Here is a 20583-nt window from a genome sequence, read left to right on the forward strand (position 1 = left end):
CCCGGGATGGGAGGCTCTTTAGAGCTGGTTGATGGCTATTCTGCTTCGTTCAGTGTCAGGGCCAGATCGGGACAGGCCATGACGCAGCTGTTGCACCCGATACAGAGTTCGGTGTGCTTGGGATTGGAGATGGAATATCCTGCGGCGTTGAGCTTGCCTTCAAATTCGAAGACGCCCTTGGGACAGACTTCCTTGCAGTAGCCGCACCCTTTGCAGCGTGCTTCTTCAATGGTGACAACTAATTTTTGCTTGGCTTGTTCCATGGCGGTTACCTCGTCTGGGAAGCCGCTTCGGCCAGGGCAATGCCCTTTTTGACGGCTTCAATGTTGAGTTCTGCGATTTTGGGCGCGAACTTTTTGTTGGCAGCCTTGACGATGCTGTCGAAGTCCACGAACGGGTACAGCTTGTAGGCGGCGCCAAGTGCCACGAGGTTTGCCGATTTTGGTGCGCCCATGTCCTGGGCGGTCTTGGTGCAGGGGATAGGCAGCCAGTTGTCGAAACTGCGTTCGGCCATGATGCTGGAGTCGTAGATGACGGGGGCTTTGGCATCGTCGTAGCGGTTGCCGATCACATCGTGAAGAGCCACTATCACGTTGGGATTGGTGACCTGCTGGAACAGGATCTCGTCCGCCGAGATGATTGCCTCGGCAGTGATGAAGCCGCCGCGCTGGGCAATGCCGTAGGTCTGGGTCTGGACTACCTTGAGGTCCTGGGCAATGGCGCATTCGGCCAGGAAGGAGGCCACGAAGATGAGGCCCTGTCCGCCGGTGCCGGCCATGAGGATTTCAGTATGCTGTGCCATGTTACTTGCCCTCCTTCTGTGCCAGGCGGCTGCGCATGGTTTCGTAACTGGTATTGAAGTCGGGCTCGTGGCGATCGACGAATTTGCCGATCTTGAAGTATCCTTGTTCGGCGGCGTTCTCGATCTTGTTGAACTTGGTCTCGGACACGCCCTTTTCCTTGAGCCAGCGGAACATATCCAGGGGCTGGCGCATCTTGTTGCGGGGGCCGAACAGGGTGGTGCAGGGGCTGGCGACTTCTATGACGGAGAAGCCCTTGTTGCTGATCCCTTCCTGGATGCGCTTGGTCAAACGTGTGCCTTGGGTAACGGTTTCGCGGGCCACATAGTTGGCCCCGGCAACCTTGGCCAGTTCGCAGACGTCCACGCTCCGTTCGGGGTTGCCGAGGACCGAGGTGCTGGTGCAGGCATCGTGCGGTGTTGTGGCCGAAGCCTGGCCGCCGGTCATGCCGTAGTTATAGTTGTTCACTACGACAGCGGTCAGATCCATGTTGCGGCGGGCCGCGTGCAGCAGATGGTTGCCGCCGATGGTCGTGCCGTCGCCGTCACCCATGAGCACTACCACGGTCAATTCCGGGTTGGCGCTCTTCACACCGCTGGCGTAGGACAGGGCGCGGCCGTGGGTGGTGTGCAGGGCGTTGCAGGTGAAGTAGTCGTCCGCCTTGCCCCAGCAGCCGATGCCGCTGACCATGACGACTTTGCGCGGGTCCAGTTCCAGATTTTCCAAGGCGCAGGCTATGGCTCTGACTACGATGCCGTCCCCGCAGCCGGCGCACCACATGTGCGGCAGGGATTCGGTCCGTATATAATTCATTCCAGTGGCGTATTTCATGGATATTCTCCTAAAACAAAGCCTTTGTGATGGAGTCGGGGAACATGATTGTTCCGTTGTACGAATTGACCTGGCTGACCATGGAGGGGTCACCGACCACCTTGCGTACTTCGCCGGCAACCTGGCCCGAATAGTTCATTTCGGGAACGACGATCCTGCGTGCATTGGCTGCAGCCTTGGCAACGGCCTTTTCCGGGAAGGGCCAGATGGTCTGGAGCTGCAGCACCCCGACCTTGAGACCTTTTTCCCGAGCATTGGCCGCGGCGGTGCGGGCTGCACGGGTGACAACGCCGTATGCGACGATGAGCACTTCGCATCCGTCCGTGTCGAACTCCTTGACCATGATCACGTCATCCAGATTTTCTTCCAGTTTGGTATGCAGCTGGGCCACGCGGCGGGCAGCATTTGCAGGCGTGTTGCAGCTGAATCCGTCCTCGCCGTGCATGGAACTGGTCACATGGAAGATGTAGTCGCTGCCATAAGCGGCCAGAGGGGCGACAGCGCCAGGGGTGAAATCGAACGGCTTGTAATCTTTGGGGGCGCCTGTGGGCTTGGCACGGTCGATCACTTCCAGCTCGCCGGGTTCCGGGATGGTGTAGCTTTCGCGCATGTGGCCGACCACTTCGTCGGGGGCGACCACTACCTGTGTGCGGTAACGCTCGGCGATGTTGAATGCCTTGACCGTCAGCTCGAAGCATTCGGCAACGGTGGCCGGGATGAGGGCGACGACGCTCTGGTCTCCATGACGGCCCCAACGCAGCTGCATGACATCCGACTGGGCCGGGCGGGTGGCAAGACCCGTACTGGGGCCAGAACGCTGGACGTTGACCACGACCAGCGGGACTTCGCCCATGGTGGCCATGCCCAGGTTCTCCTGCATCAGGGAAAAGCCGGGACCGCTGGTGGCGGTAAAGGCCTTGGCGCCGGACAATGACGCGCCGATGATGGCGCCCATGCTGCCCAGTTCGTCCTCCATCTGCATATACACACCACCGATCTTGGGCATCTCTGCCGCACAGATCTGTGCGATTTCAGAGGATGGTGTGATGGGGTAGCCGGCATAGAACCGTGCCCCGGCGTAGAAAGCGCCCTGGGCTATGGCTGCGTTGCCTTGAATCAATTTGGTTGTACTCATTGGATAAGCTCCTCAATCTATTACATTAAGCCGAACATCTTCCAGAACGGGACACTGACCAGGAAACCGATCGTACTGATGACGGTGAAGGCCATGCAGAACTTGGCCATGGGCCAGTGGTCTGACATCTCTCCGTGCGTGGTAAATTGGGCGCAGAGGTATATGGTGTTCATATACTTGAAGAAGAAGAGGTTAGCGGCCGTAAAGGCTACAAAGATGACGATCCATGGATTGACGCCTGCGGCCATGACCGACGGCATCATGACGATGGCCACGATGATGGAGCCTGAGGTCATGTTGGTTATCAGGAAGCGCATCAGGATGATGACCACAACGATGGATATGATCATGGTGAAGGTGTTGGTCATGACCAAGCCCATGATCGGCCTGAGTGCGCCCGTCAGCCATGTGTCTATGCTCAAGGCCTTGACCACTTTGGCCATGTTGAAAACGCAACCGATAAGGAAGATGGCGGGCCATTCGATGCGGCTCTTGAAGTCTTCCTTGGTCATGGTTTTCACGCCGAGCAGCACGCACATGGCGAGCACGGCAATGACGGCACCGGAGATGTGGTGAATGAAGCTGGTCATCCATCCCAGCAGGGCACAGAGGATAACAGCCAGAACGATTTTTTCGTCCCTGGTCATGGGGCCGATTTTATCCAGTTCCTTGCGGCCGTATCCCTTGGGCAGGGCCAGAGGCTCTTCGGGCTTGTATGCCCAGAAAATGTAAAGCGCCAATCCGACAAAGGCCACGACGCCCCAGGGCAGCGCCCACAGGAACCAGTCGAACCAGGAGACGTTCTTATACTGTTCCGGGAGGATGCTGATCAACATATAGTGGCTGAAGGAACCGGACAGGAAAATGTGGCCCATAAGGACGAAGCCGGTGTAGCAGGCGGCCATCAGGCCGGAAGCGGCCGGGCTTTTCCTTTCTGCGCCCAGAGAGTCGCTGATGGCCAGGGCCAGCGGCGCGGACAGGGCGGACTTGGCGTTCATGCTCGGCACCAGCGGGCTGATGATGGTTCCCGCGCCCATGAGGCCCAGAACCTGCCCTTTGAAGGTCGCCGGAAAAAGCGTCAGTACATAGAGAGAAATACGCCGCAGCAGGCCAGTTCTGCCTGCCACCGCACCCAAAGCAAAGGCTCCTACCATCATCCACCAGCCTGTTCCGGCAAAGGTGGAAAAGGCCACGTTGAATTTGACGCTTTTGGTTGCAGCCCAGAACGTACACATCAATATGCCGGTAACGTACTCCGGTACGATCTGGCATATCCACCAACCCACGGCGAAGACGAGAACGCCGATGGCGGTCATGGCCTGAGGGGTCAATCCTTCCGGTGGGGTTATTTGTGAAATTGAATACGCCGCAATAATGGATAAAATGGCAACGGCGTATTTTACGTAAACAACCCAACCGCCACCCGACTCCGTTTTGCACTCCATGTTGTACCTCCTACAATGCGAAAGAGCGATCTTGGGTGAATCCCATTTGGTGCGCCGCCGATCCTTTACCTGTGTTGAAACGGGACGCAGGCATCTGTGTTGCTTTTCCTCGCGAGATTCCGGTTCAGGTCTGAAACAGTCCGGTGGATCGTGCGAAGTTGTTTGCGAATAGCAACCAGTGTGCCAGAAATAATACACATAAAAACTTTTTTAACATGCTGTTATATAAGGATATTTCTTTTTGTCTTTTAGAGGCCGTCTCCTTTTTGTAACAGATGGTGTTAAAATATTTAGCGGTGTTCATTTTCTTTCCTTGTCCATGTTCCGGGTGTCTCGGAGAGAGAGGGCACGGGAGTGGGTCGGAAAGGTGGGCTGAAGACCGGTAAAGGGTATTGCCCCGAAGTATGGCATGGGTTTTTCAGTCTTTCGGTGAACGGGAAGGAGCCGGAATCTTTATTGTTCCGGTTCTGATGGGGGCTCCAGGTGAATCAAGGGAAGGGCGTTAGCGAAGTCGTGGTCCGCAGACTTTGGCCACTCGTTTGGTCGTGTGCACGGCCTTGATGTCCGAGCCGTGTCTAGCCTGACCATCAGCAATGTGCATTATGCAGGCCGGACAGCCAATGGTCACTGTGGCGGAGCCGGGGATGGTATTCCCGATTTTGTCGTCGTGGATGGGGTTGGACAATTCGTAGTTCTCAATGCTGAAAGTGCTGCCCCGCAATAGGCTCCGGCGTCATACATCCTGATATACTTGGTTTCTGGCGGGGCTTACAGTCGCTGGCGCGGTTAAGTCTTCACGTTTCGGGCCATGTGGCAGGAAGCACGAGAGGTCACGTTGCGCTCTCGTGAAACTATATTTCGGGAGATACGGGGTTGGACGAGATATGGGGAGTAATCGATCAGCTTGCTGCGCAGGCCCTGTCAGATGGATCAGGCCTCGTTGTCAAGGGGCAGTCGTTCAATACTGTTCTTTCAGGGCTAATCCCTAGGTGGGGCAGGCCGTAATGATAACCTCAGAGTTCCTGCTCCCCAGAGCCAGAACCGTACGTTCAGCCAACAGAGCGGCGTTGTCAAAATCGTCGTACAGCATCATGGCGGGGAAGTAACAGCCCATATCGTCCGGAATGGATACCCGGATGGTGTTGTTCGCAGGTTTTTGACTTCCTCGGATGCTCTGGCCTCGGGGAAGACATAGCTGACCATGCACCACAGGAAAAAGGCGACATGGGCCGTGGGATGTTTGAGATTGTTCCGGCGGGATACTCGGCTGAGCAGATGGCTTCCGGACATCTGCGGAACACCCCTTTTGCGCCGAGCCCTGCTGCGGGGATGGGCAGCCTAACTTACATTCCCTTGCTATGTTTGACCTTGCGAAACAGCACGTTCTGAAAGATGCCGCCCGAACGCATGGTCAAGTCAAACAAGTGTTTGTATGTCTTCTCGATCCTGTTCGGAATTCTTGAGCTTCTTTTCGAATTCTTGGATCCTACGCTGGGTATCCATGAGAGCCGGTTTGCCCTGACCAGGAAAAGCTACACAGCGAGGCTTGGCTCCTTCTGTGTATGTACCCCCGAAGAGATTGGTTCAAAGTTGCAATGTGTGAATCAAAACAGGTAGATATATCTATCCAGAGTTACATGTTGCTATCCTGTTGTGTAGAACGACCGCCCCGGCCAAGGAGCCAGGGCGGTGCATAAGCTTGTATTCCAGCCTGTTCGAGTTTTAAACCTTTCGCAGCCCTTCGATGATTTGCTGTAATTTATTGACATTCTGCACAAGCTGCGAAAGGGCCGTGGTTGCCTGGGACATGGAGGCGCTGGTTTCGCCGGAGATCCTGTTGATCTCTTCGGTATGTCTGGCTATTTCTTCGTTGGCCGCGGATTGCTCATTCGACGCAGTCGCAATGGCACTGACCTGCAGCGAGGTGTCTTCGGCGAGTGTGACAATGCTTTCCAAGGCCTGGCCGGACTCCTGCGCCAAAGTGGCCCCCTGGGTCACCACCTTGACAACCTGGTCCATGTTGCTGATATTGTTTCTGGTACCGTTCTGGATGGAAGTAATGGCGTCGCCCACCTCTTTTGTCGCGGACATGGTTTTTTCCGCCAGCTTGCGTACTTCATCGGCAACCACAGCAAAGCCCCGGCCTGCATCGCCCGCCCGCGCGGCCTCGATGGCTGCGTTCAACGCCAGCAGGTTTGTCTGGTCGGCAATGTCCGTGATTACGTTCATTATTTGTCCGATCCCTTCGGCTTGCTGTCCAAGGCCGTTCACGTCCTGCTGCATGTCCTGCACGCGCTGCTCGATGTCCGAGATGGCTCCGGCAACGTCATTGACGATTTCAGCCCCTTCCTGGGCCCTGGAACGCGTTGCCTCGGAGTTGACGGCCGCGTCGGAAGCGTTTTGGGCCACTTCCAATACGGTCACGTTCATTTGTTCCATGGCTGTTGCCGTTTCCGCGATACGTTCGCTTTGCGTCTGCGCTCCGTCGTTGGCTTCTTCGACCTGGCGGTACAATTGTTCCGTGGATGCGCTGAGATTTTGCATTATCGAATCAAGCTGATCCGCAGCCAGGAACATGCCTTCCTTCTGAGCCTGTTCCGCTTTCTTCTTTACCTGGTTCATTTCAGTAACGTCCTGAACCACTTCTATATGCCCGATTTGCTGGCCCGACTTGTCGGTCAGATAGGCGGTATCGACCTGAAAATCTCTTTCCAGTCCGGGCTGCGTAAAGAACGAAGTATTTTGCCCCCGTCTGAGGCAGGCAATACCGCAACGATCGGTATCGCAAATGTCTGCGCCCCAGTTGCTGCATTGTTTCCCTAGCGCCTCTTCCCGAGTTGACGCTGTCAGATCCATGGCCGCCTTGTTGATAAAGGTCCAATTCATGTCCATATCCGTTACGGAAATAGGCCAGGGAATGGAGTCAAGCAAACTTTCGTACCAATAGATTTTATCTCTGGCCGCTGTTAAAAGCGCATCTAGGGTAAGAGCACATCCTTTTACCGTATTACCTAACTGCTTTTCATTGCTGATTTTATAGTCATTTTCAGCAACAGTAGTTATAGTATTCGCAATTTTTGCGATTGGAGAAATGAATTTTTTCAATAAAAAAAAGTAACAAGATGCAAATAGAAGTATTGAAATAATACTCAAAGGCCAGATTGCACTCGTTATATTCATGAATCCAATGAATCCAGATGCACAGAATAGCACAAAGAATACCAGCATAATAGTGTTGAAGGTTGTTTTTATTGATCTTGATTTAGTTGAAGTGCGCATAGTAATTCCCCTGTCTAAGAAGATTTTTCACCAGTCTGTACCTTTTTTCTGCGGATGATGAGATGGACTGGCCCATTTTCTCGACCTCCGGAACGCCAAAGGGCAACCTTGCTCCATTCGTGCAATCTGTACTCAGAGTAACTTGATTTCCATGGTTTGTTCGCCGACGGCAAGAAAGGCTTCTTTCCAGCGAGAAAGTTTGGCTGCCGTTCTGCCCACTTCGCGGCTAACAAGTTTAATATCCTCGCCACGTAAAAGTTCGGTTTTATGCTGCGCCCAAAATCGCTTGGGCATGGCTTCTGGAGTTTCTGATTCGGCCATGAACAACCCCCTGGGTATCAATTCTTACCCCCAAAATTCAGTGTCCAAAAAAAATCTACACTAATCCCAAAATACCATATTTGAGGCCCTGAATAAAGACTCTTTAAATTTTTTTGTGAAACTCATTTCCCGGACAACGATACCACCAAGTGGCGCAGCGATCAGTTATATTATGGTTATAAAATTTACCGGATTTCTATACCCCCGGGCCTTTGCGCGTGCGGCTTGAAACAGGCCGTTAATCCCTCCAGCCGTGCGTTTGTATGCTATGATCACCAACGATAGAGGATACGGTTCAAGTGCCTTTCGAAAGTTTTCAACGCGATTCTGACGGAGCTGTGAAGCGGCTCATCCTGTACTTTATCACGGGCATAATTGATGAAATTCATCGTTTGCCATTTCGCTGCATGGCTAGTTTTCGCTTGCCGTATTCACCGCAGTTGTTCCTTGATTTGATATGCGATTCTAGTAGCATACGCTTCACTCTTTAGCTGTGGAGTGTCATGAAGTTGTTCACTCCGAGTCCAGCCCTGCTCATGGGGGTGACTCCCGCTTCAATACAACGAACGAATTCCGCTCGCCCAAGAGAAGCGAGCTTAGCATTCTGGTGCACGTTCCCCCGTTTTGGGTTTGCTGGTTACGATGTGGAATCCCAACCTCTGCAAATTTAGGACGAGTGAACAACCTTTTGGAACATCACAGCTAGGTGCAAAACGCAGTATATTGGGGTTGTACGGGGCAAGGCAGGGCAGAGGCGGATTGAGACGTACAACAGCGACACCAAAAACTAAAAAAGCCCTTGATTTACAATGGTTTTGAGGCTTTTTGGACAGCTCTGGATGGTTAGATGGCGAGGGTGTCTATGTAATTTCATATCTATTCTACAGTTATCACTTGAGATAAAAAATCACTTTTTTTGTTGCTCCCAGTTATGGGGCGGTAAGCGCATGGCGGAGAGTGACCTACGTTGCCACGGACTTGAAGGGCTGTTAACGTCCGGCCATGACTTGGACAAAAGAAGATGAACGCGAATTTATGGAATATGTGCGAGAGCGTAATGAGGGTGGCATATGCCCCTTCCACCCTTCCGGGCTATCCGAACCGCCAACCGAGGCAGACTTGACGGCCATGATCCCGCTCAGGCTCGAATGGGCGGTGGATATAGCCGATAGTGACAAGCCACAAGAGCAGGAACGGCAAGCTACACTCCCGGATGTTGACCTGACTACCCCCAAGAAATAATCCGATGGGGTCTGCGGTGCTTCCGTACCCCCTGAAAGGGGATACACCATGCCCAGAAAAGGTAAGCTGGTTTCGCAGTGTGAGGAAATTGGATGGCCATTGCATATTGCCCTTGCGGAGTATGTATCCAAAAAACATTGGAATTACGCAGGGCTACAGCGGCTTAATCCAGAAGAGGTAATATGCAAGCAACTTACAGAGAAAGACAAACATTGCAGTTGGTGCGAAGGTGCATCAATAAACATCTTAATTAAAGCTGCAACACTAGACGTTCTTGAAAAACTTAACACATTCTCAGACAGAGAAGATGCTGTAAGAAGATATTTGGAGGCACAATTAACCATACTTGCCAAATCAAAGAATGAAATCATTGATCAGATATTGTCTATAAGCAAAGAAAGATTAATAAATAATATCATCGAAATTTGTTCGGATGACATCATAAAACATTTTTATCCGAAAATAAGGTTTGATTTTATTTGCTTATTATCTGATTCAATCACCAGAAGCGATCTATTCGACATTGCATCTATATTCAGTGAGAATCCTTACGATTATCGTTCAGGATGGCCAGACATTACAGTGATTGATAAAAGTGGCATAGAATTTATTGAGGTTAAAACAACAGACTATTTACACGCTTCACAATTACGATTTGCTTCGGATATTGCCAAGCCTCTAGGTCTTTCTTGTAGTGTTTATCAGTTGAAACCAAAGTAACAAAAAGAGCCAGCCCCGAAGGACCGGCCCCATTGCCACGATGGAGAATCGCGAGCTGTTTCGTAATTAAGCGGCCTTCAAAAGCCGAGGCTGCTTCGGGGTGTTATTGAAACGTGCGCCGAAGGAACTGGTAAGCTCCGCTGCGATCCCATCCTTGAGCAGGCGGACCATTGCAGCGAGATGCTCAGAATCAGCCTTGGCATCATCGCGCAGGGCTTGGCCCCAACCAAACCCGGCTTTGTCGAGAACTAAAGCTCTGGCGCGGTCCATGGTGTCACTGGGGAAGCTGGTTGCAAGCTGGCCCAACGGATCGGCTTCAAGAATCCTGAACAGGTCCAGACGCCCCGCCCTGGCTGCATCCATAATTGCCACAATGCGCTTGTTGTCCTCCATGCTTCGGAGTACGTCGCGAACCTCGCGATCACGCAGTTCCTGTAGGTGCGGGTCGGTGTCTTCCGGACGAGTCCAGACTTCGCGATAAACGGCTTCGGCAAAGTTGACGGCTTTGCTCAGTTCTCCTTGGATTGCGTCCAGTTCCTTCTGAGCTTCGGGCCAAGCTCCTTCAATGGCCTCGGCCGCACGCCTGGCTCGGATTTCATCCTTGAGGTCGGTGTTCTTGGCAATCCTGCGAGCATTCGCGATAGCCGTTCCGAGAGGGTCAATCGCGATTTTTGCGATCCTGTCATAGTGGCGGGACCGGCTTTTAATGCTGTGCGCATTGTCGCGGCTCAGGATGGACTTTAAACGCATATCAAGGCGGGGCAGCCCAAGCGCGTTTCCGATGTTGCCGAGTCCATGCGGTTCTGCGGGCTGCTCCATGTCCAACTCACGGGGGCTCAGGTTGGGAATCGGCAGGTTGCCAACGCCCGGAACCTTGGCGAGTCCGTTTTCATTGATCATAATCATAATTCATCTCCTTGATTTTGTTGTTCAAAGTTTTTACGGCTTCGCGGATTTCGTCCGGCAAGCCTTGACCATCTTTGGCAATTTCGCCAATTAGGGCAGTGGCTTCGGCAAGGTGTTCGGCCAGATTGACGCGGCGAATGATCAGCATGTTGTTTCGAGAAACTTCGGCCATTGTTGTTCTCCTGTTGTTTTGGTAGGTTAAGCGCCGGATTCGGCGCGGTTTGCGTAGTGGGCCTGGGCAATCTGTTCCCATTCCTCATTGGTCAAGGGCTTGAATCCGTGAAGGACCGTGGACGTGGTGGAAGCTTCCACTCGGGCAACAAACGCCTCTTTTGACTCGCTAGGTTCCCGGTGGAAGATTTCACCGACTCGGCCCTCGGCATATGTCAGTTCGCACCATGAGGGTGTGAGCCAAAAACGAGGTATGTCTTGGGGCGCAGTGCGGGATTCCAACGCCTCTACAACGCCACGTTGCCGATGCTCCCGCAGGTAAAAGAACTTACGGCCAAACGGAAAAATCACCTCCGTGCCCGCTGGCAAAGCCGGGCCGAGTGCAGGGACTTGGCGTGGTGGAAAAACTATTTCGCGCTTGTGGCCGAGTGCTCTTTTCTGCTGGGTGCAGGGGACCGTGGATGGCGGGCAAGCTTCGACTGGCTATTACCCCGAGCAACATGATTAACGTGCTTGAGGGCAAGTTTCTGCCGCAGGAATCGAAGCAGGTTGCCGCCATAGGCGGGGCGGCTGGCGGCACATACAAGCCCAAGAATCTGAAAGAGGTCAAGGAAATGGACTCCTACGCACAATCGCTCGATATTCAACGCCTTCGCAAGGAGGTGCGGCTCGATGGCTGATCGTAATGCAATTAACCTCGGGCTTAAGGAACTCTCGAAAATTTGGAAAGGCGCGTACACCATCGCAGACTTGGAAACCATGCTTCCCAATTGGGAGCGAGCCTTTCCCGATGTGAACAACGCGGAATTCCTCGCCGCCTGCCAGGAAGCAATAAGCCGGTGCCGGTTCTTTCCCAAGCCCGTTGAAGTGCGCGGATTTGTGGACGAGATCCGCCAGCGGAACAGGACGTCTACGCCTGCCTTGCCGTCCGCGCCCATAAGCGATGCGCAAAAGCAGCGAAACCGGATGCATGCGGCCAATATGCGGGCACGGTTCGCCGGGGAACTCTTGCCGTTCCCCGAGGTGGCGCGGGGCATGATGGACGTGGACGCCTACCAAACGCGGGTGCGGGCCATGCAAGAACGCCAGCAGGCGCAGGCCGAAGAGGCCAGGAGAGGGGAAAGGGTGGCTTGAATTTTAGTGTTGGTTGAAATGGTGGGTAATGGCCCCTGTGCTGGAAGGCATCGGGGCCTTGGCCGGAGGGAAGGATTTTGGAAAAGAAACAGCTGTCTGTTCGGATTACGAGCCACTTATTGCTTGTAAGTGCTTTCGACTCTGATAAAGCAGTAAATATCTATTTAGGTGGTGACCAGGAAAACTATGTAAAAATAGTGATCAAATCAGGATCCATAAAAGAAGGTTTAAACGTAAGGTCAGAGGACGCAAGTTTTTCCACAGATGTTTTAGAGGGATCTGCAAAATGGAAAAATGTAAACTATTTTGCCATGATCTTTCTTCCGGACGACGCCCACATACTTGGCGCCCCTTGATCCTGGCGCCAACTCGGTAGGCATTGCCTGACGGATGCCCCTAAGCCTCCGGAAAAAGGCAGTTGCCCCGCTTCATCAGCGGAAGAAGAAATCGCACGTAATTTTACCGCCCGGCGATGATTGGTTCAAGGTCACCCGGACAAAGTAATATTTTTTGTCGGGGGAATCAGCAGGCAGGCTTGTCGGCCCACACACAAGCTTCCTCAGTTTATCAGAACTGCTTTGTTCATATTCATAGACGGCGACCTGATCAATCAGGTAACGGTACAAAGAGAATATACTATCATGTGTCTTCGAGCTATAGGGACGAATGATATCGGTCCGGTGTCCAGTTTCTTCGTAGAGCGCGGGGATTATTAGGTAACCCGCCTCCGTAAAAGAGACTCTTACCTCAGTATCCGTATTGTTTATGGTATAAACCTGCGCTGCCCGGGCCGGGGCGTAAGATCCCCACACAAACAGGACCGTTCCCGCAAGGCAGAGAAGCCGAACGCTTTTGGATAAAATTCTGAACGCCATGATACCACCTCCTGGTTCTTGCCATGATCTTTCTTCCGGACGACGCCCACATACTTGGCGCCCCTTGATCCTGGCGCCAACTCGGTAGGCATTGCCTGACGGATGCCCCTAAGCCTCCGGAAAAAGGCAGTTGCCCCGCTTCATCAGCGGAAGAAGAAATCGCACGTAATTTTATCGCCCGGCGATGATTGGTTCAAGGTCACCCGGACAAAGTAATATTTTTTGCTGGTGGAATCAGCAGGTAGGCTTGCTTCACACAAGTATTTCCCAGACTTTGTAGAAATGCTTGGACCAAATTCATAGACAGAGACCTCACCAATCAGGTGAGCAAGCATAAAGTTTATATGTTCGAGTGTGTTCGAGCTATAGGGACGAACGATACCGGTCCGGTGATTACCTTGCTCTATTCCAAATGTGTATAGCATGAACTTCTCCACAGTAAAGGAGACTCTTACCTCAGTATCCGTATTATTTATGGTATAAATCTGCGCCGCCCGGGCCGGGGCGTAAGATCCCCACACAAACAGGACCGTCCCCGCAAGGCAGAGAAGCCGAACGCTTTTGGATAAAATTCTGAACGCCATGATACCACCTCCTGATTCTGGTTTTGAACTCAATATCCAAAGTGGGTCTAATTGACGTCGTTGCAATAAAAGGGCCACCGTGACAGATAGGAACTTTTTTGCCGGAAAAGTACAGCTAAGAATGAAAAGATCATCAAGAGCATGAAATATGGCCCCAGCCGGGATTTGGGAATCGGTAAACCTGCATTATGTCAATAAATGTTCGGATTTCTGATGTGGGCGTATTTTCTATATCTTATAGCTGTCCAGTTTTTTCAAAGGGGGGCATCATTATACATTAAACTTTTGCCTTTTGGACTGGGCCTGCAAAATCAACTTTTTAATATATTATTTGACTCATAAACAAAGACTTAAAAAGTGGAAAGGGGGAGCGATACTCCTTTACCCTACCTTGATCTGTTTCTTGATACGAAGCATATAACTCCTTTGCTAAACCACATTGGAGGCCCCATGCATATTTTCCCGAAGGAATTGGAAATTGGCGATTACGAAGGCTTTGACGACAATAAAGATATTTTTAAACGCAAGGAATTTGGGGAAGGGCTGGGCAACCTGTTCGCCAATATGGAAGACCCCATGGTGGCAATATTAGACGCGCCATGGGGAAGCGGCAAGACCGGGCCGAGGCTGCGTGGTGTATGTAAGAAATGTGTATAAAAAGAAAAGCCCCGGTGCTGGAAAGTGCCAGGGCCTTATTGATTCGTATCTCATCTATGCAAAGAGTTGTCCCTGCTGCGCGGGGCTGAGTGTCCGTATTTTTTGTCGCATGGCTTCGGGCAAGTCCAGGGCGGGGCTTATCATTTTTTCTTAATTGCATCCGTTATTTGTCCCAAAAAATCCATTGGGTGTGGCGTGGGGTTAAGGCGCGAATTAATGGGGCTGAATATATGTGTAGCAAATTCGTGCAGGTTATCATTTTTGTCTTCAGCAAAGACTTTGTATGTAGGGATAAACTTGCATAGAGCCTCTCGAATTTGTAGCTGAATGTATTCATCTCGTGCGGTATAGTAATTCGTTAGCAAAATTCGGAACAAGTAGATAAGCATAGCTTCGCCGAAGAGGTAAAAGAAAAATCCTTGTTCAAAAAGATTACCAAGAAAAGAAAAGGATGATGACTGATCGGGAGGAAGGGTGACGCTTGGTTTTTCTATCTGGGAGGTGATGGCAGAAGCATTTTGTAATGTTCTATTTATATTTATTTTTTGTGTGTAAATACCTTGGCTGTGTACAAGAGTAAATCCTTCATATGCAACAAAAAAAATTGCTAGAAAAATTAACGCTGCAATTCCTTCAATGATCCATAGTTCTTTTCTTTTAGATTCTTTTAAATTTTGAAAAACAATACCAAGCTTTTCAACACTTTCTTTGAAGATTTTCTCAAGGTCTTCATATTTGTTTTTTATGTTTGACTCTAGTCTATTTCCTTCTTCCTTTAAATTGTTCTCTTTTTCTGTAATTTTTTCAATTGAATCTTTAAATTGATTTTTGAAAAAATTTAACATTACTATCTGTGAAAATTGTACATAACTATTTTCTGGTGTTGTATTATGGTCATTTTTAAACATATCTATAAAGTTTTTGTGGTCTTTTATAAAGTTTGTGCTTTCATTTGGATTGATGTTGATTATTATATCTGCAATGAATATCATATCTATAGTAGAATTATAAGTATATATTTTGTCGTTTGGAGATATTTTTTGTGTATAAAAGTTGAATTTAGATAATTGCTTTGTAAAGAGTTCAAATTCTGGACTAAATGTGAATAGTTTGATATAATAGTCAATATTTTGGTCGATAAAAATTTCAAATTCTTTGATGAAGTTGATTGTTTCTTCCGGCATGTCTATTTTTGATGCTTTAGTGGCGATTTCTTGCGCCCTAGTGATTAGTATCCCAATATACTTCTCGGCTTCTCGTTCTTTTTGGGCGAGGTCTTGCATTTTTTCCATCTTCCCCTTCCTACATAAACAACCGCCCCTGCTGGGCGGGGCTGAGTGTCCGTATTTTTTGGCGCATGGCTTCGGGCAGGTCGAGGGCGGAAGGGCTGAGAGTGTGGGCAAACTCCAGGTTCATTACCCAGGTATGGCCGCACTCTGGATTGCCGCAACTGCAATAGAGTTGCTTCAATTGAGGCGATATTTCTTTGCTTGATTCCACCCGGCCTGCCGCGCCGCATTTGCAGCAACGCACCACAACTATTCTGCTCATCGTGTATTCTCCGTTCCGTATGCACTTCTATATAAGTGGGGTCACGGACATGTCAAAAGATACATGGGCTGCAGGGGGTAATACGTCGTTTACTTCCAACAAATCTTCTTGAATGGGCATAATTTCGTTGCGCTGATAGACCTGATCTATCTTTGTGACGTCGCCGAAACTGCCCGCCATGTTCTGGGGGATGATTGCGGCCAGGGCCGGGGGGATGCGGTGGGCGGCTATAATGTCGTCCCGGCTTATGTTTTTGATCTTTTCCAGGTCGTCTTTTGTGCTGAAGTCGCCCACGGGCAAGATCTGAATGTCCTTTTCCGCGCCATTGGGGATATGCAAGAACATGTTCTTGAAGTTGCCCAGGCCCTTGGCCCCTTCAATGGCCTTTTGGATCTTGCTTCGCATGGCTTCTTCCAGGCCTGAGTTGGAGGAATAGAAGATGTACCCTACGTGCGCGCCGTTCTTGTAATAGCGGCGTCGGAACAAGGTGGCGTCCTCATTCAACAGCATGGACTGAATAGCGCCCAGGTAGCCGGGCAGGCCGTATATTTTCTGGCTCACGTCATAATTGAGGATGTGCAAAACCTCGTCGGGCTGGAACTCCACTAGCTCGCCGCTGATTGTAAGCATGGCGTACCGGCCCGGCTCTTTGAGACGGCGCATATTGATTGCTTGCAGGTGGCGCATTTCAATGACTTCGCCGTAATAGTTGCGCACACACTGAAAGTATGTATTTGCAAAGACCAGGTAGTCATAGACCGCGCATTTCATTTCCCGGCGCTTGAGCACGCGGCTTGCCGTAAATCCACGCATGACCATGTTTGTTTTAAATTCCAAAATCGGGCCGTGGTAGGCGTTGGCCCGTAAAAGCTTGGCAATGCCTGTGAGGGATACGGGCGGATTGTAGTAGCGCCCATTATCCAAAAGCCAGACGCCAAGGTCTGTCATCATGGTATGGCCGTCTAAGACCGCTTCCGGATCGCCAAAAGTAAAGCATTCGGCGGTTGCGGTCGGGGCCTGGTCCTCGGTGGTATGGGAACGCTTTTGTCCTTTCATTTTTGCTCCTATGCACTCATGGCAAAGACACACCCGCCGCTAGGCCGGTCGGCAAGTGGTTCGTTGTGCAGTGCATGCATGATGGCCCAGGCCACGTCTGCGTGGCCGGTTTCGTTTGTGCGGTTGGCCGCGTATGTGATGTTTCCGTTTGCCGTGGTGGTCTGGCGAATTGTGAGAAAGGCGTGGGCAATGTCGGTTTGTCCGGCGTCCCAGGTTATACGCCCGGAGCGGATAACGTCCTGCGCCTTTTGGACCAGGTGTGTCTTTGTTTGCAAGCCATAGTGAATGGCCGTTACCTGCGGGTAAAAGACCTGCACCAGCTCAAACACGCCAATGCCCTGGCCGGTGATATCCACACCCATATATTGCACGTTGTAGCGGCTGCAGATGGCGCGGATCTGTTCGGCCTGCCAGCGGAAGGACTGGCCTATCCACTTGTACCTGGCCAGTACCCGGAACTCTCCGCCAGCTTTCAGGGGCGGGGCTACCACTACAAAGGAAGCATCGTCCCCGGTCCGGCTGGGATCGTACCCGCACCACACCGGCATATTGCCGAATGGTCGTTCCGCCTTGGCGTTGAAGTCTTCCCAGGACGCGGAATCGGTGTAGCACTCTTCCAGATCCGCAAGCCGGAAGGCTCCCAGGGCCAGGTCGATGAATTTGCAGCGGTAGAGGTTGTCGAACTCTTCCGGCCCGTTTTCCAGCACGAGCTGGTCCCGGTCGAACAGGTCACACCCGCCGCGTTCGGCGTCGTCCAGGGTAATGACCTTGCGCCAGATCGTATCCGGGCAGACGATACCGGCCCGGAGTTCGTCCTCGCCTGGGAACTCCACGCGCTTTTTCTTGAAACGCTTGTTGAAGGTTTCGCCGGACCAGAGCGGATAGGCCTGGTGGCTGATAACCGACGGTGTGGAAAAGAGCGTGCGACGCCATTTCTTGTGCGCGGCCATGGCCGTGGCCACCTTGTGCAGTTCCGTGAATTTATTGATCCAGAAACATTCATCGATGTAGACGTGGCCGTGGTAGCTTTGGGCGCTGCGACTGCTGGTAGAGAGAAAATAGAGCGTGGCCATTCCGTGGGCCGTGTTGAGTTCCAGGGTATCCTTGCCTTTCAACTCTATGTTGAAATGCTGTTTTGCTATGGCAACGATGTATTGCCGGAAGACGTCGGCCTGGGCGCGTGTGGCGGAAAGAAATATCTGGTTATCGCCGGTAAGTACCGCGTCTTCAAAGGCTTCTTGGGCAAAGTACCATGTGGCCCCGATCTGGCGGGACTTGAGCAGAAAGCGGTTGCGGTACTGCTTGGCTTCGCGCAATTCGTGTTGGTAGACGTAAAAATTCTTGTGCAGCTTGTCCCGGAAGTCCTGGGCCGTGAGGTGGGAAACATCGTTTTTGATCTTCCGTTTTTTGCCCTTGCGCTTGCGTCCGGAGGATCCGGCCTGGTCGGGACTCTCTCCGGCTTCCGGAGCTTCGGCGGCATCGGACGTACTGGCAGACGGACCCCGCAACCTGCGTTCCTGTAACCGCTGCAAGCGTTCCAGGCTGGTGGTCAAAAGCTCTATTTCGGCAAGGTCGGTCCGGTTCTTCTCGGGCTTCTCCACCAGGAGGACGAGGCGGCGCTTGGTCGCTTCTTCAACGCTTTCATGCTGCAATAGATCGTCCCAACATCCCGCGTCGCGCCAATGATACAGCGTGCGCATGGGGACGTTGAGCATTTTGTGAATTTCTGCAATCTTGTGTCGTCTTAGGAACAGACCGCGTGCGGCCTGTATCACTTCTTCCGGGTATTGCGGCATGTTGCCACAATACATGCCGTTTCCCTTCCTGCCTTATGTTCCCATTCCGCTATTGCGTTTATCGGACTGCATTGTGTTGCCCGTGATGTGGCGTTGCGTATTCTGGCGGCATGAGTTCGCTACTTACAGATTTCATCAAGGTGGCTCAGTCCGGCCCAACAGCCGACGGGCGGAACATCGACCCCCAAGACCTGCGGGACATGGCCGAGGCCTACAACCCGAAGGTGTATGAGGCGGTGATCTGGCCGGACCATGACCGTTTTTATGGCAACCACGGTAGCGTGGCGGCCCTGGAAGCGCGGGAAGCTGGCGAGGTGGTGGAGCTGCACGCCCAGCTTCGGCCCGGCTGGCGCTTCCTGGAAAAGAACAGGGAAGGGCAAAAATTGTATTCGTCCATAGAAATATGGGACGATTTCGGCGGTACTGGAAAACCCTACCTGGCCGGGCTGGCAATCACCGATAGCCCCGCATCTTTGGGCACTGAACAGATCCGATTGTTCACGGCCCGGCGTAAAGAGTTCAAACAGAATCCGGGCACCTTCTTCCCCGGCGTCCAACTTACCAACATTTTTGCGGAAGACCGTACCGGGCTGGCCCCGGAAGAAGCACACCAGGCGTTTACCATGTTGCAACGCCTTGGCGCGATGTTCGGCATGGGCCGGGCCGCATCTTTACAGACTGAAGAAACCCCAGAGGACAACAGCATGGATGACAAACAGTTCCAGCAAATGCTGGGCGCAATGCAGCAGAATACCGAGGCTGTGAAGGCGCTGGCCGACAAATTTACAACGCCCGAACAGGGCAAGCCCGTGCCTCCCGCACCCGCCGAGGAAACTAAGGACCAGAACCCCACCGAGCTTTCCAACCAGTTGCAGACCTTGACCGACACTATGAACGGCATGGCCAAGTCTTTTGCGACCATGGCGGAACGCATGGAAGGCAAGGTGCCTGGTACCGTGGCCCCGGAAACCACCAGTCCTGCAAATCAGGGCATTCTGTAGGGGGGCGGTATGAACAAATTTACCCGGCAGGCTTTTGAAACCCTGTGTGCGGCCTTGTGCGCCGGATACAACGTGTCGTCCGTGACAAAGCAGTTCGCGGTTGAACCGTCCATAGAACAGCGATTGCAGGACAAGATTGTTGAGCAGTCCACTTTCCTGCCCTTGATTAACGTCCTCGGTGTTGCCGAGCTGCAGGGGCAGAACATCCTGGGCAGCGCAACCGGCCCGGTGTCGGGCAGGACGGACACTTCGGTTGACGGCCACGAACGCAAGCCCCGTAACGTGTTGGGGCTGGAACCGTACAAGTATCTTTTGCACAAGATCAACAGTGATGTGTTCATGGCCTACGCGACCATGGATGCCTGGGCCAAGTGGCCGGACTTCCAGGAGCGTTATACCCGTTACGTCCAGAATCGTATTGCCTGCGACCGTGAAATTATCGGCTGGTACGGCAAGCTGGCGGCAGCGGATACGGACATTGAAACCTATCCTCTTTTGCAGGACGTCGCGCCCGGCTGGTTGCAGTACGTCCGCGACAACAGGCCGGAGAACATCGTTTCCCAGGGTGGTGTTGCCGATGCCCTGCGCATTGGCCCCGATGGCGACTACGAAAATCTGGACCTGTCAGTAAACGACCTGCTGCAGGGCATCCCCAAGTGGAAACGGCACGACCTGGTTGTGCTGGTGGGTGACGAACTCATTACCCATGAACGTACCATGTTGCTGAAAGCCGTGAAGAACATCCCCACGGAAAAGAACGCCATGAACGCGGCAATGACCACCATTGGCGGTCTGCCCTGGCTTACGCCGTCCAACTACCCCGGACGCGGCCTGGTCATTACCAGCCTGAAAAACCTTTCCATCTACTACCAGGACGGCTCCTGGCGGCGACAGGTGAAAGACAAGCCCGAAAAGGACCGCGTGGAAGACTACAACAGCCGGAACGAGGGCTACGTGGTCGAAGACGTTGAAGCCTTTGTGGGTGTTGAATTTGAGAACGTGAAATTGCCCACGGCAACCGGCGACGATTGGTCATAGCGTACCTTCCTACTGACTGCAGGGGCCGCAAGGCCCCTGCA

The 20583-nt window shown here is 52.3% G+C and carries 25 protein-coding genes; 7 read left to right on the forward strand and 18 right to left on the reverse strand.

The window, feature by feature from the left end; genetic code table 11:
* Nucleotides 1–35 precede the first annotated feature (35 nt).
* The 9 genes from ACI0FJ_RS02785 to ACI0FJ_RS02825 form a co-directional block, all read right to left on the reverse strand.
* A complete protein-coding gene (locus tag ACI0FJ_RS02785; protein WP_424298662.1) occupies nt 36–263 on the reverse strand; it encodes a 4Fe-4S dicluster domain-containing protein in 228 nt (75 codons plus the stop codon).
* Between the two features lie 5 nt (nt 264–268).
* Nucleotides 269–802, reverse strand: coding sequence for a 2-oxoacid:acceptor oxidoreductase family protein (locus ACI0FJ_RS02790; protein ID WP_424298665.1), 534 nt, complete (start codon nt 800–802; stop codon nt 269–271).
* Nucleotide 803: 1 nt separating this feature from the next.
* Nucleotides 804–1631, reverse strand: coding sequence for a thiamine pyrophosphate-dependent enzyme (locus ACI0FJ_RS02795; protein WP_424298668.1), 828 nt, complete (start codon nt 1629–1631; stop codon nt 804–806).
* A 10-nt stretch (nt 1632–1641) separates the two neighbouring features.
* A complete protein-coding gene (locus tag ACI0FJ_RS02800; protein WP_424298670.1) occupies nt 1642–2766 on the reverse strand; it encodes a 2-oxoacid:acceptor oxidoreductase subunit alpha in 1125 nt (374 codons plus the stop codon).
* Between the two features lie 20 nt (nt 2767–2786).
* Entirely contained in the window at nt 2787–4211 is a 1425-nt protein-coding gene (locus ACI0FJ_RS02805) for an SLC13 family permease (RefSeq protein ID WP_424298673.1), read from the reverse strand.
* A 502-nt stretch (nt 4212–4713) separates the two neighbouring features.
* Complete coding sequence (locus tag ACI0FJ_RS02810) at nt 4714–4932, reverse strand: hypothetical protein (RefSeq protein WP_424298675.1); 219 nt, start codon at nt 4930–4932, stop codon at nt 4714–4716.
* Nucleotides 4933–5196: 264 nt separating this feature from the next.
* Nucleotides 5197–5325: a hypothetical protein gene (locus ACI0FJ_RS02815; protein ID WP_424298678.1), complete on the reverse strand. Its 129-nt coding sequence runs from the start codon at nt 5323–5325 to the stop codon at nt 5197–5199.
* Nucleotides 5326–5933: 608 nt separating this feature from the next.
* Nucleotides 5934–7490 (reverse strand): methyl-accepting chemotaxis protein, encoded by a 1557-nt coding sequence (locus ACI0FJ_RS02820; RefSeq protein ID WP_424298681.1) that lies wholly within the window; start codon nt 7488–7490, stop codon nt 5934–5936.
* Nucleotides 7491–7622: 132 nt separating this feature from the next.
* Nucleotides 7623–7811 (reverse strand): hypothetical protein, encoded by a 189-nt coding sequence (locus ACI0FJ_RS02825; protein ID WP_424298683.1) that lies wholly within the window; start codon nt 7809–7811, stop codon nt 7623–7625.
* Between the two features lie 1290 nt (nt 7812–9101).
* On the opposite strand from ACI0FJ_RS02825, the gene ACI0FJ_RS02830 reads away from it, so the two are divergent.
* Nucleotides 9102–9773: a hypothetical protein gene (locus tag ACI0FJ_RS02830; RefSeq protein WP_424298686.1), complete on the forward strand. Its 672-nt coding sequence runs from the start codon at nt 9102–9104 to the stop codon at nt 9771–9773.
* A gap of 66 nt (nt 9774–9839) precedes the next feature.
* Here ACI0FJ_RS02830 and ACI0FJ_RS02835 read toward each other — a convergent pair whose 3' ends face one another.
* The 3 genes from ACI0FJ_RS02835 to ACI0FJ_RS02845 are packed head-to-tail and all read right to left on the reverse strand — an operon-like array spanning nt 9840 to nt 11201.
* A complete protein-coding gene (locus ACI0FJ_RS02835) occupies nt 9840–10679 on the reverse strand; it encodes a hypothetical protein (protein ID WP_424298689.1) in 840 nt (279 codons plus the stop codon).
* The gene (locus ACI0FJ_RS02840; protein WP_424298692.1) at nt 10663–10851 is read right to left on the reverse strand and encodes a hypothetical protein; all 189 of its coding nucleotides are present in this window, start codon (nt 10849–10851) and stop codon (nt 10663–10665) included. The genes ACI0FJ_RS02835 and ACI0FJ_RS02840 overlap by 17 nt, the downstream gene beginning before the upstream one ends.
* Before the next feature lie 26 nt (nt 10852–10877).
* On the reverse strand, nt 10878–11201 hold the full coding sequence (locus ACI0FJ_RS02845) for a hypothetical protein (protein ID WP_424298695.1): 324 nt from the start codon (nt 11199–11201) through the stop codon (nt 10878–10880).
* A gap of 110 nt (nt 11202–11311) precedes the next feature.
* Here ACI0FJ_RS02845 and ACI0FJ_RS02850 point away from each other — a divergent pair, with 110 nt between their 5' ends.
* The 3 genes from ACI0FJ_RS02850 to ACI0FJ_RS02860 all read left to right on the forward strand — a co-directional run bounded on the left by ACI0FJ_RS02850 (nt 11312) and on the right by ACI0FJ_RS02860 (nt 12340).
* Entirely contained in the window at nt 11312–11530 is a 219-nt protein-coding gene (locus tag ACI0FJ_RS02850; protein ID WP_424298698.1) for a hypothetical protein, read from the forward strand.
* Nucleotides 11523–11984 carry a hypothetical protein gene (locus ACI0FJ_RS02855; RefSeq protein ID WP_424298701.1) on the forward strand — a complete coding sequence of 154 codons (462 nt, stop codon included), beginning with the start codon at nt 11523–11525 and terminating at the stop codon, nt 11982–11984. The genes ACI0FJ_RS02850 and ACI0FJ_RS02855 overlap by 8 nt, the downstream gene beginning before the upstream one ends.
* Nucleotides 11985–12061: 77 nt before the next feature.
* Nucleotides 12062–12340 carry a hypothetical protein gene (locus tag ACI0FJ_RS02860; protein WP_424298704.1) on the forward strand — a complete coding sequence of 93 codons (279 nt, stop codon included), beginning with the start codon at nt 12062–12064 and terminating at the stop codon, nt 12338–12340.
* Between the two features lie 75 nt (nt 12341–12415).
* Here ACI0FJ_RS02860 and ACI0FJ_RS02865 read toward each other — a convergent pair whose 3' ends face one another.
* Nucleotides 12416–12859, reverse strand: coding sequence for a hypothetical protein (locus ACI0FJ_RS02865; protein WP_424298707.1), 444 nt, complete (start codon nt 12857–12859; stop codon nt 12416–12418).
* A gap of 143 nt (nt 12860–13002) precedes the next feature.
* Nucleotides 13003–13443 (reverse strand): hypothetical protein, encoded by a 441-nt coding sequence (locus ACI0FJ_RS02870; RefSeq protein ID WP_424298710.1) that lies wholly within the window; start codon nt 13441–13443, stop codon nt 13003–13005.
* 450 nt (nt 13444–13893) lie between these two features.
* Here ACI0FJ_RS02870 and ACI0FJ_RS02875 point away from each other — a divergent pair, with 450 nt between their 5' ends.
* Nucleotides 13894–14100 (forward strand): hypothetical protein, encoded by a 207-nt coding sequence (locus ACI0FJ_RS02875; RefSeq protein WP_424298713.1) that lies wholly within the window; start codon nt 13894–13896, stop codon nt 14098–14100.
* A gap of 140 nt (nt 14101–14240) precedes the next feature.
* Here the strand turns inward: ACI0FJ_RS02875 and ACI0FJ_RS02880 are convergent, their stop codons facing one another.
* From ACI0FJ_RS02880 to ACI0FJ_RS02895, 4 genes are read right to left on the reverse strand one after another with little or no spacing between them, the layout of a single operon-like run.
* Nucleotides 14241–15392 (reverse strand): hypothetical protein, encoded by a 1152-nt coding sequence (locus ACI0FJ_RS02880; protein ID WP_424298716.1) that lies wholly within the window; start codon nt 15390–15392, stop codon nt 14241–14243.
* 10 nt (nt 15393–15402) lie between these two features.
* Nucleotides 15403–15651: an ogr/Delta-like zinc finger family protein gene (locus tag ACI0FJ_RS02885; RefSeq protein WP_424298720.1), complete on the reverse strand. Its 249-nt coding sequence runs from the start codon at nt 15649–15651 to the stop codon at nt 15403–15405.
* Nucleotides 15652–15678: 27 nt separating this feature from the next.
* Nucleotides 15679–16707 carry a phage portal protein gene (locus ACI0FJ_RS02890; protein WP_424298723.1) on the reverse strand — a complete coding sequence of 343 codons (1029 nt, stop codon included), beginning with the start codon at nt 16705–16707 and terminating at the stop codon, nt 15679–15681.
* Nucleotides 16708–16715: 8 nt separating this feature from the next.
* Nucleotides 16716–18518, reverse strand: coding sequence for a terminase large subunit domain-containing protein (locus ACI0FJ_RS02895; protein ID WP_424298726.1), 1803 nt, complete (start codon nt 18516–18518; stop codon nt 16716–16718).
* A gap of 95 nt (nt 18519–18613) precedes the next feature.
* Here ACI0FJ_RS02895 and ACI0FJ_RS02900 point away from each other — a divergent pair, with 95 nt between their 5' ends.
* Together ACI0FJ_RS02900 and ACI0FJ_RS02905 are read left to right on the forward strand one after the other, a co-directional pair.
* Nucleotides 18614–19504, forward strand: a complete 891-nt coding sequence (locus ACI0FJ_RS02900) for a GPO family capsid scaffolding protein (RefSeq protein WP_424298729.1) — start codon at nt 18614–18616, stop codon at nt 19502–19504.
* 9 nt (nt 19505–19513) lie between these two features.
* Nucleotides 19514–20542 (forward strand): phage major capsid protein, P2 family, encoded by a 1029-nt coding sequence (locus ACI0FJ_RS02905; protein WP_424298732.1) that lies wholly within the window; start codon nt 19514–19516, stop codon nt 20540–20542.
* The last annotated feature ends 41 nt before the right edge of the window (nt 20543–20583 follow it).

The sequence above is a fragment of the Desulfovibrio sp. 7SRBS1 genome (assembly GCF_049723905.1).
Lineage (GTDB): Bacteria > Desulfobacterota > Desulfovibrionia > Desulfovibrionales > Desulfovibrionaceae.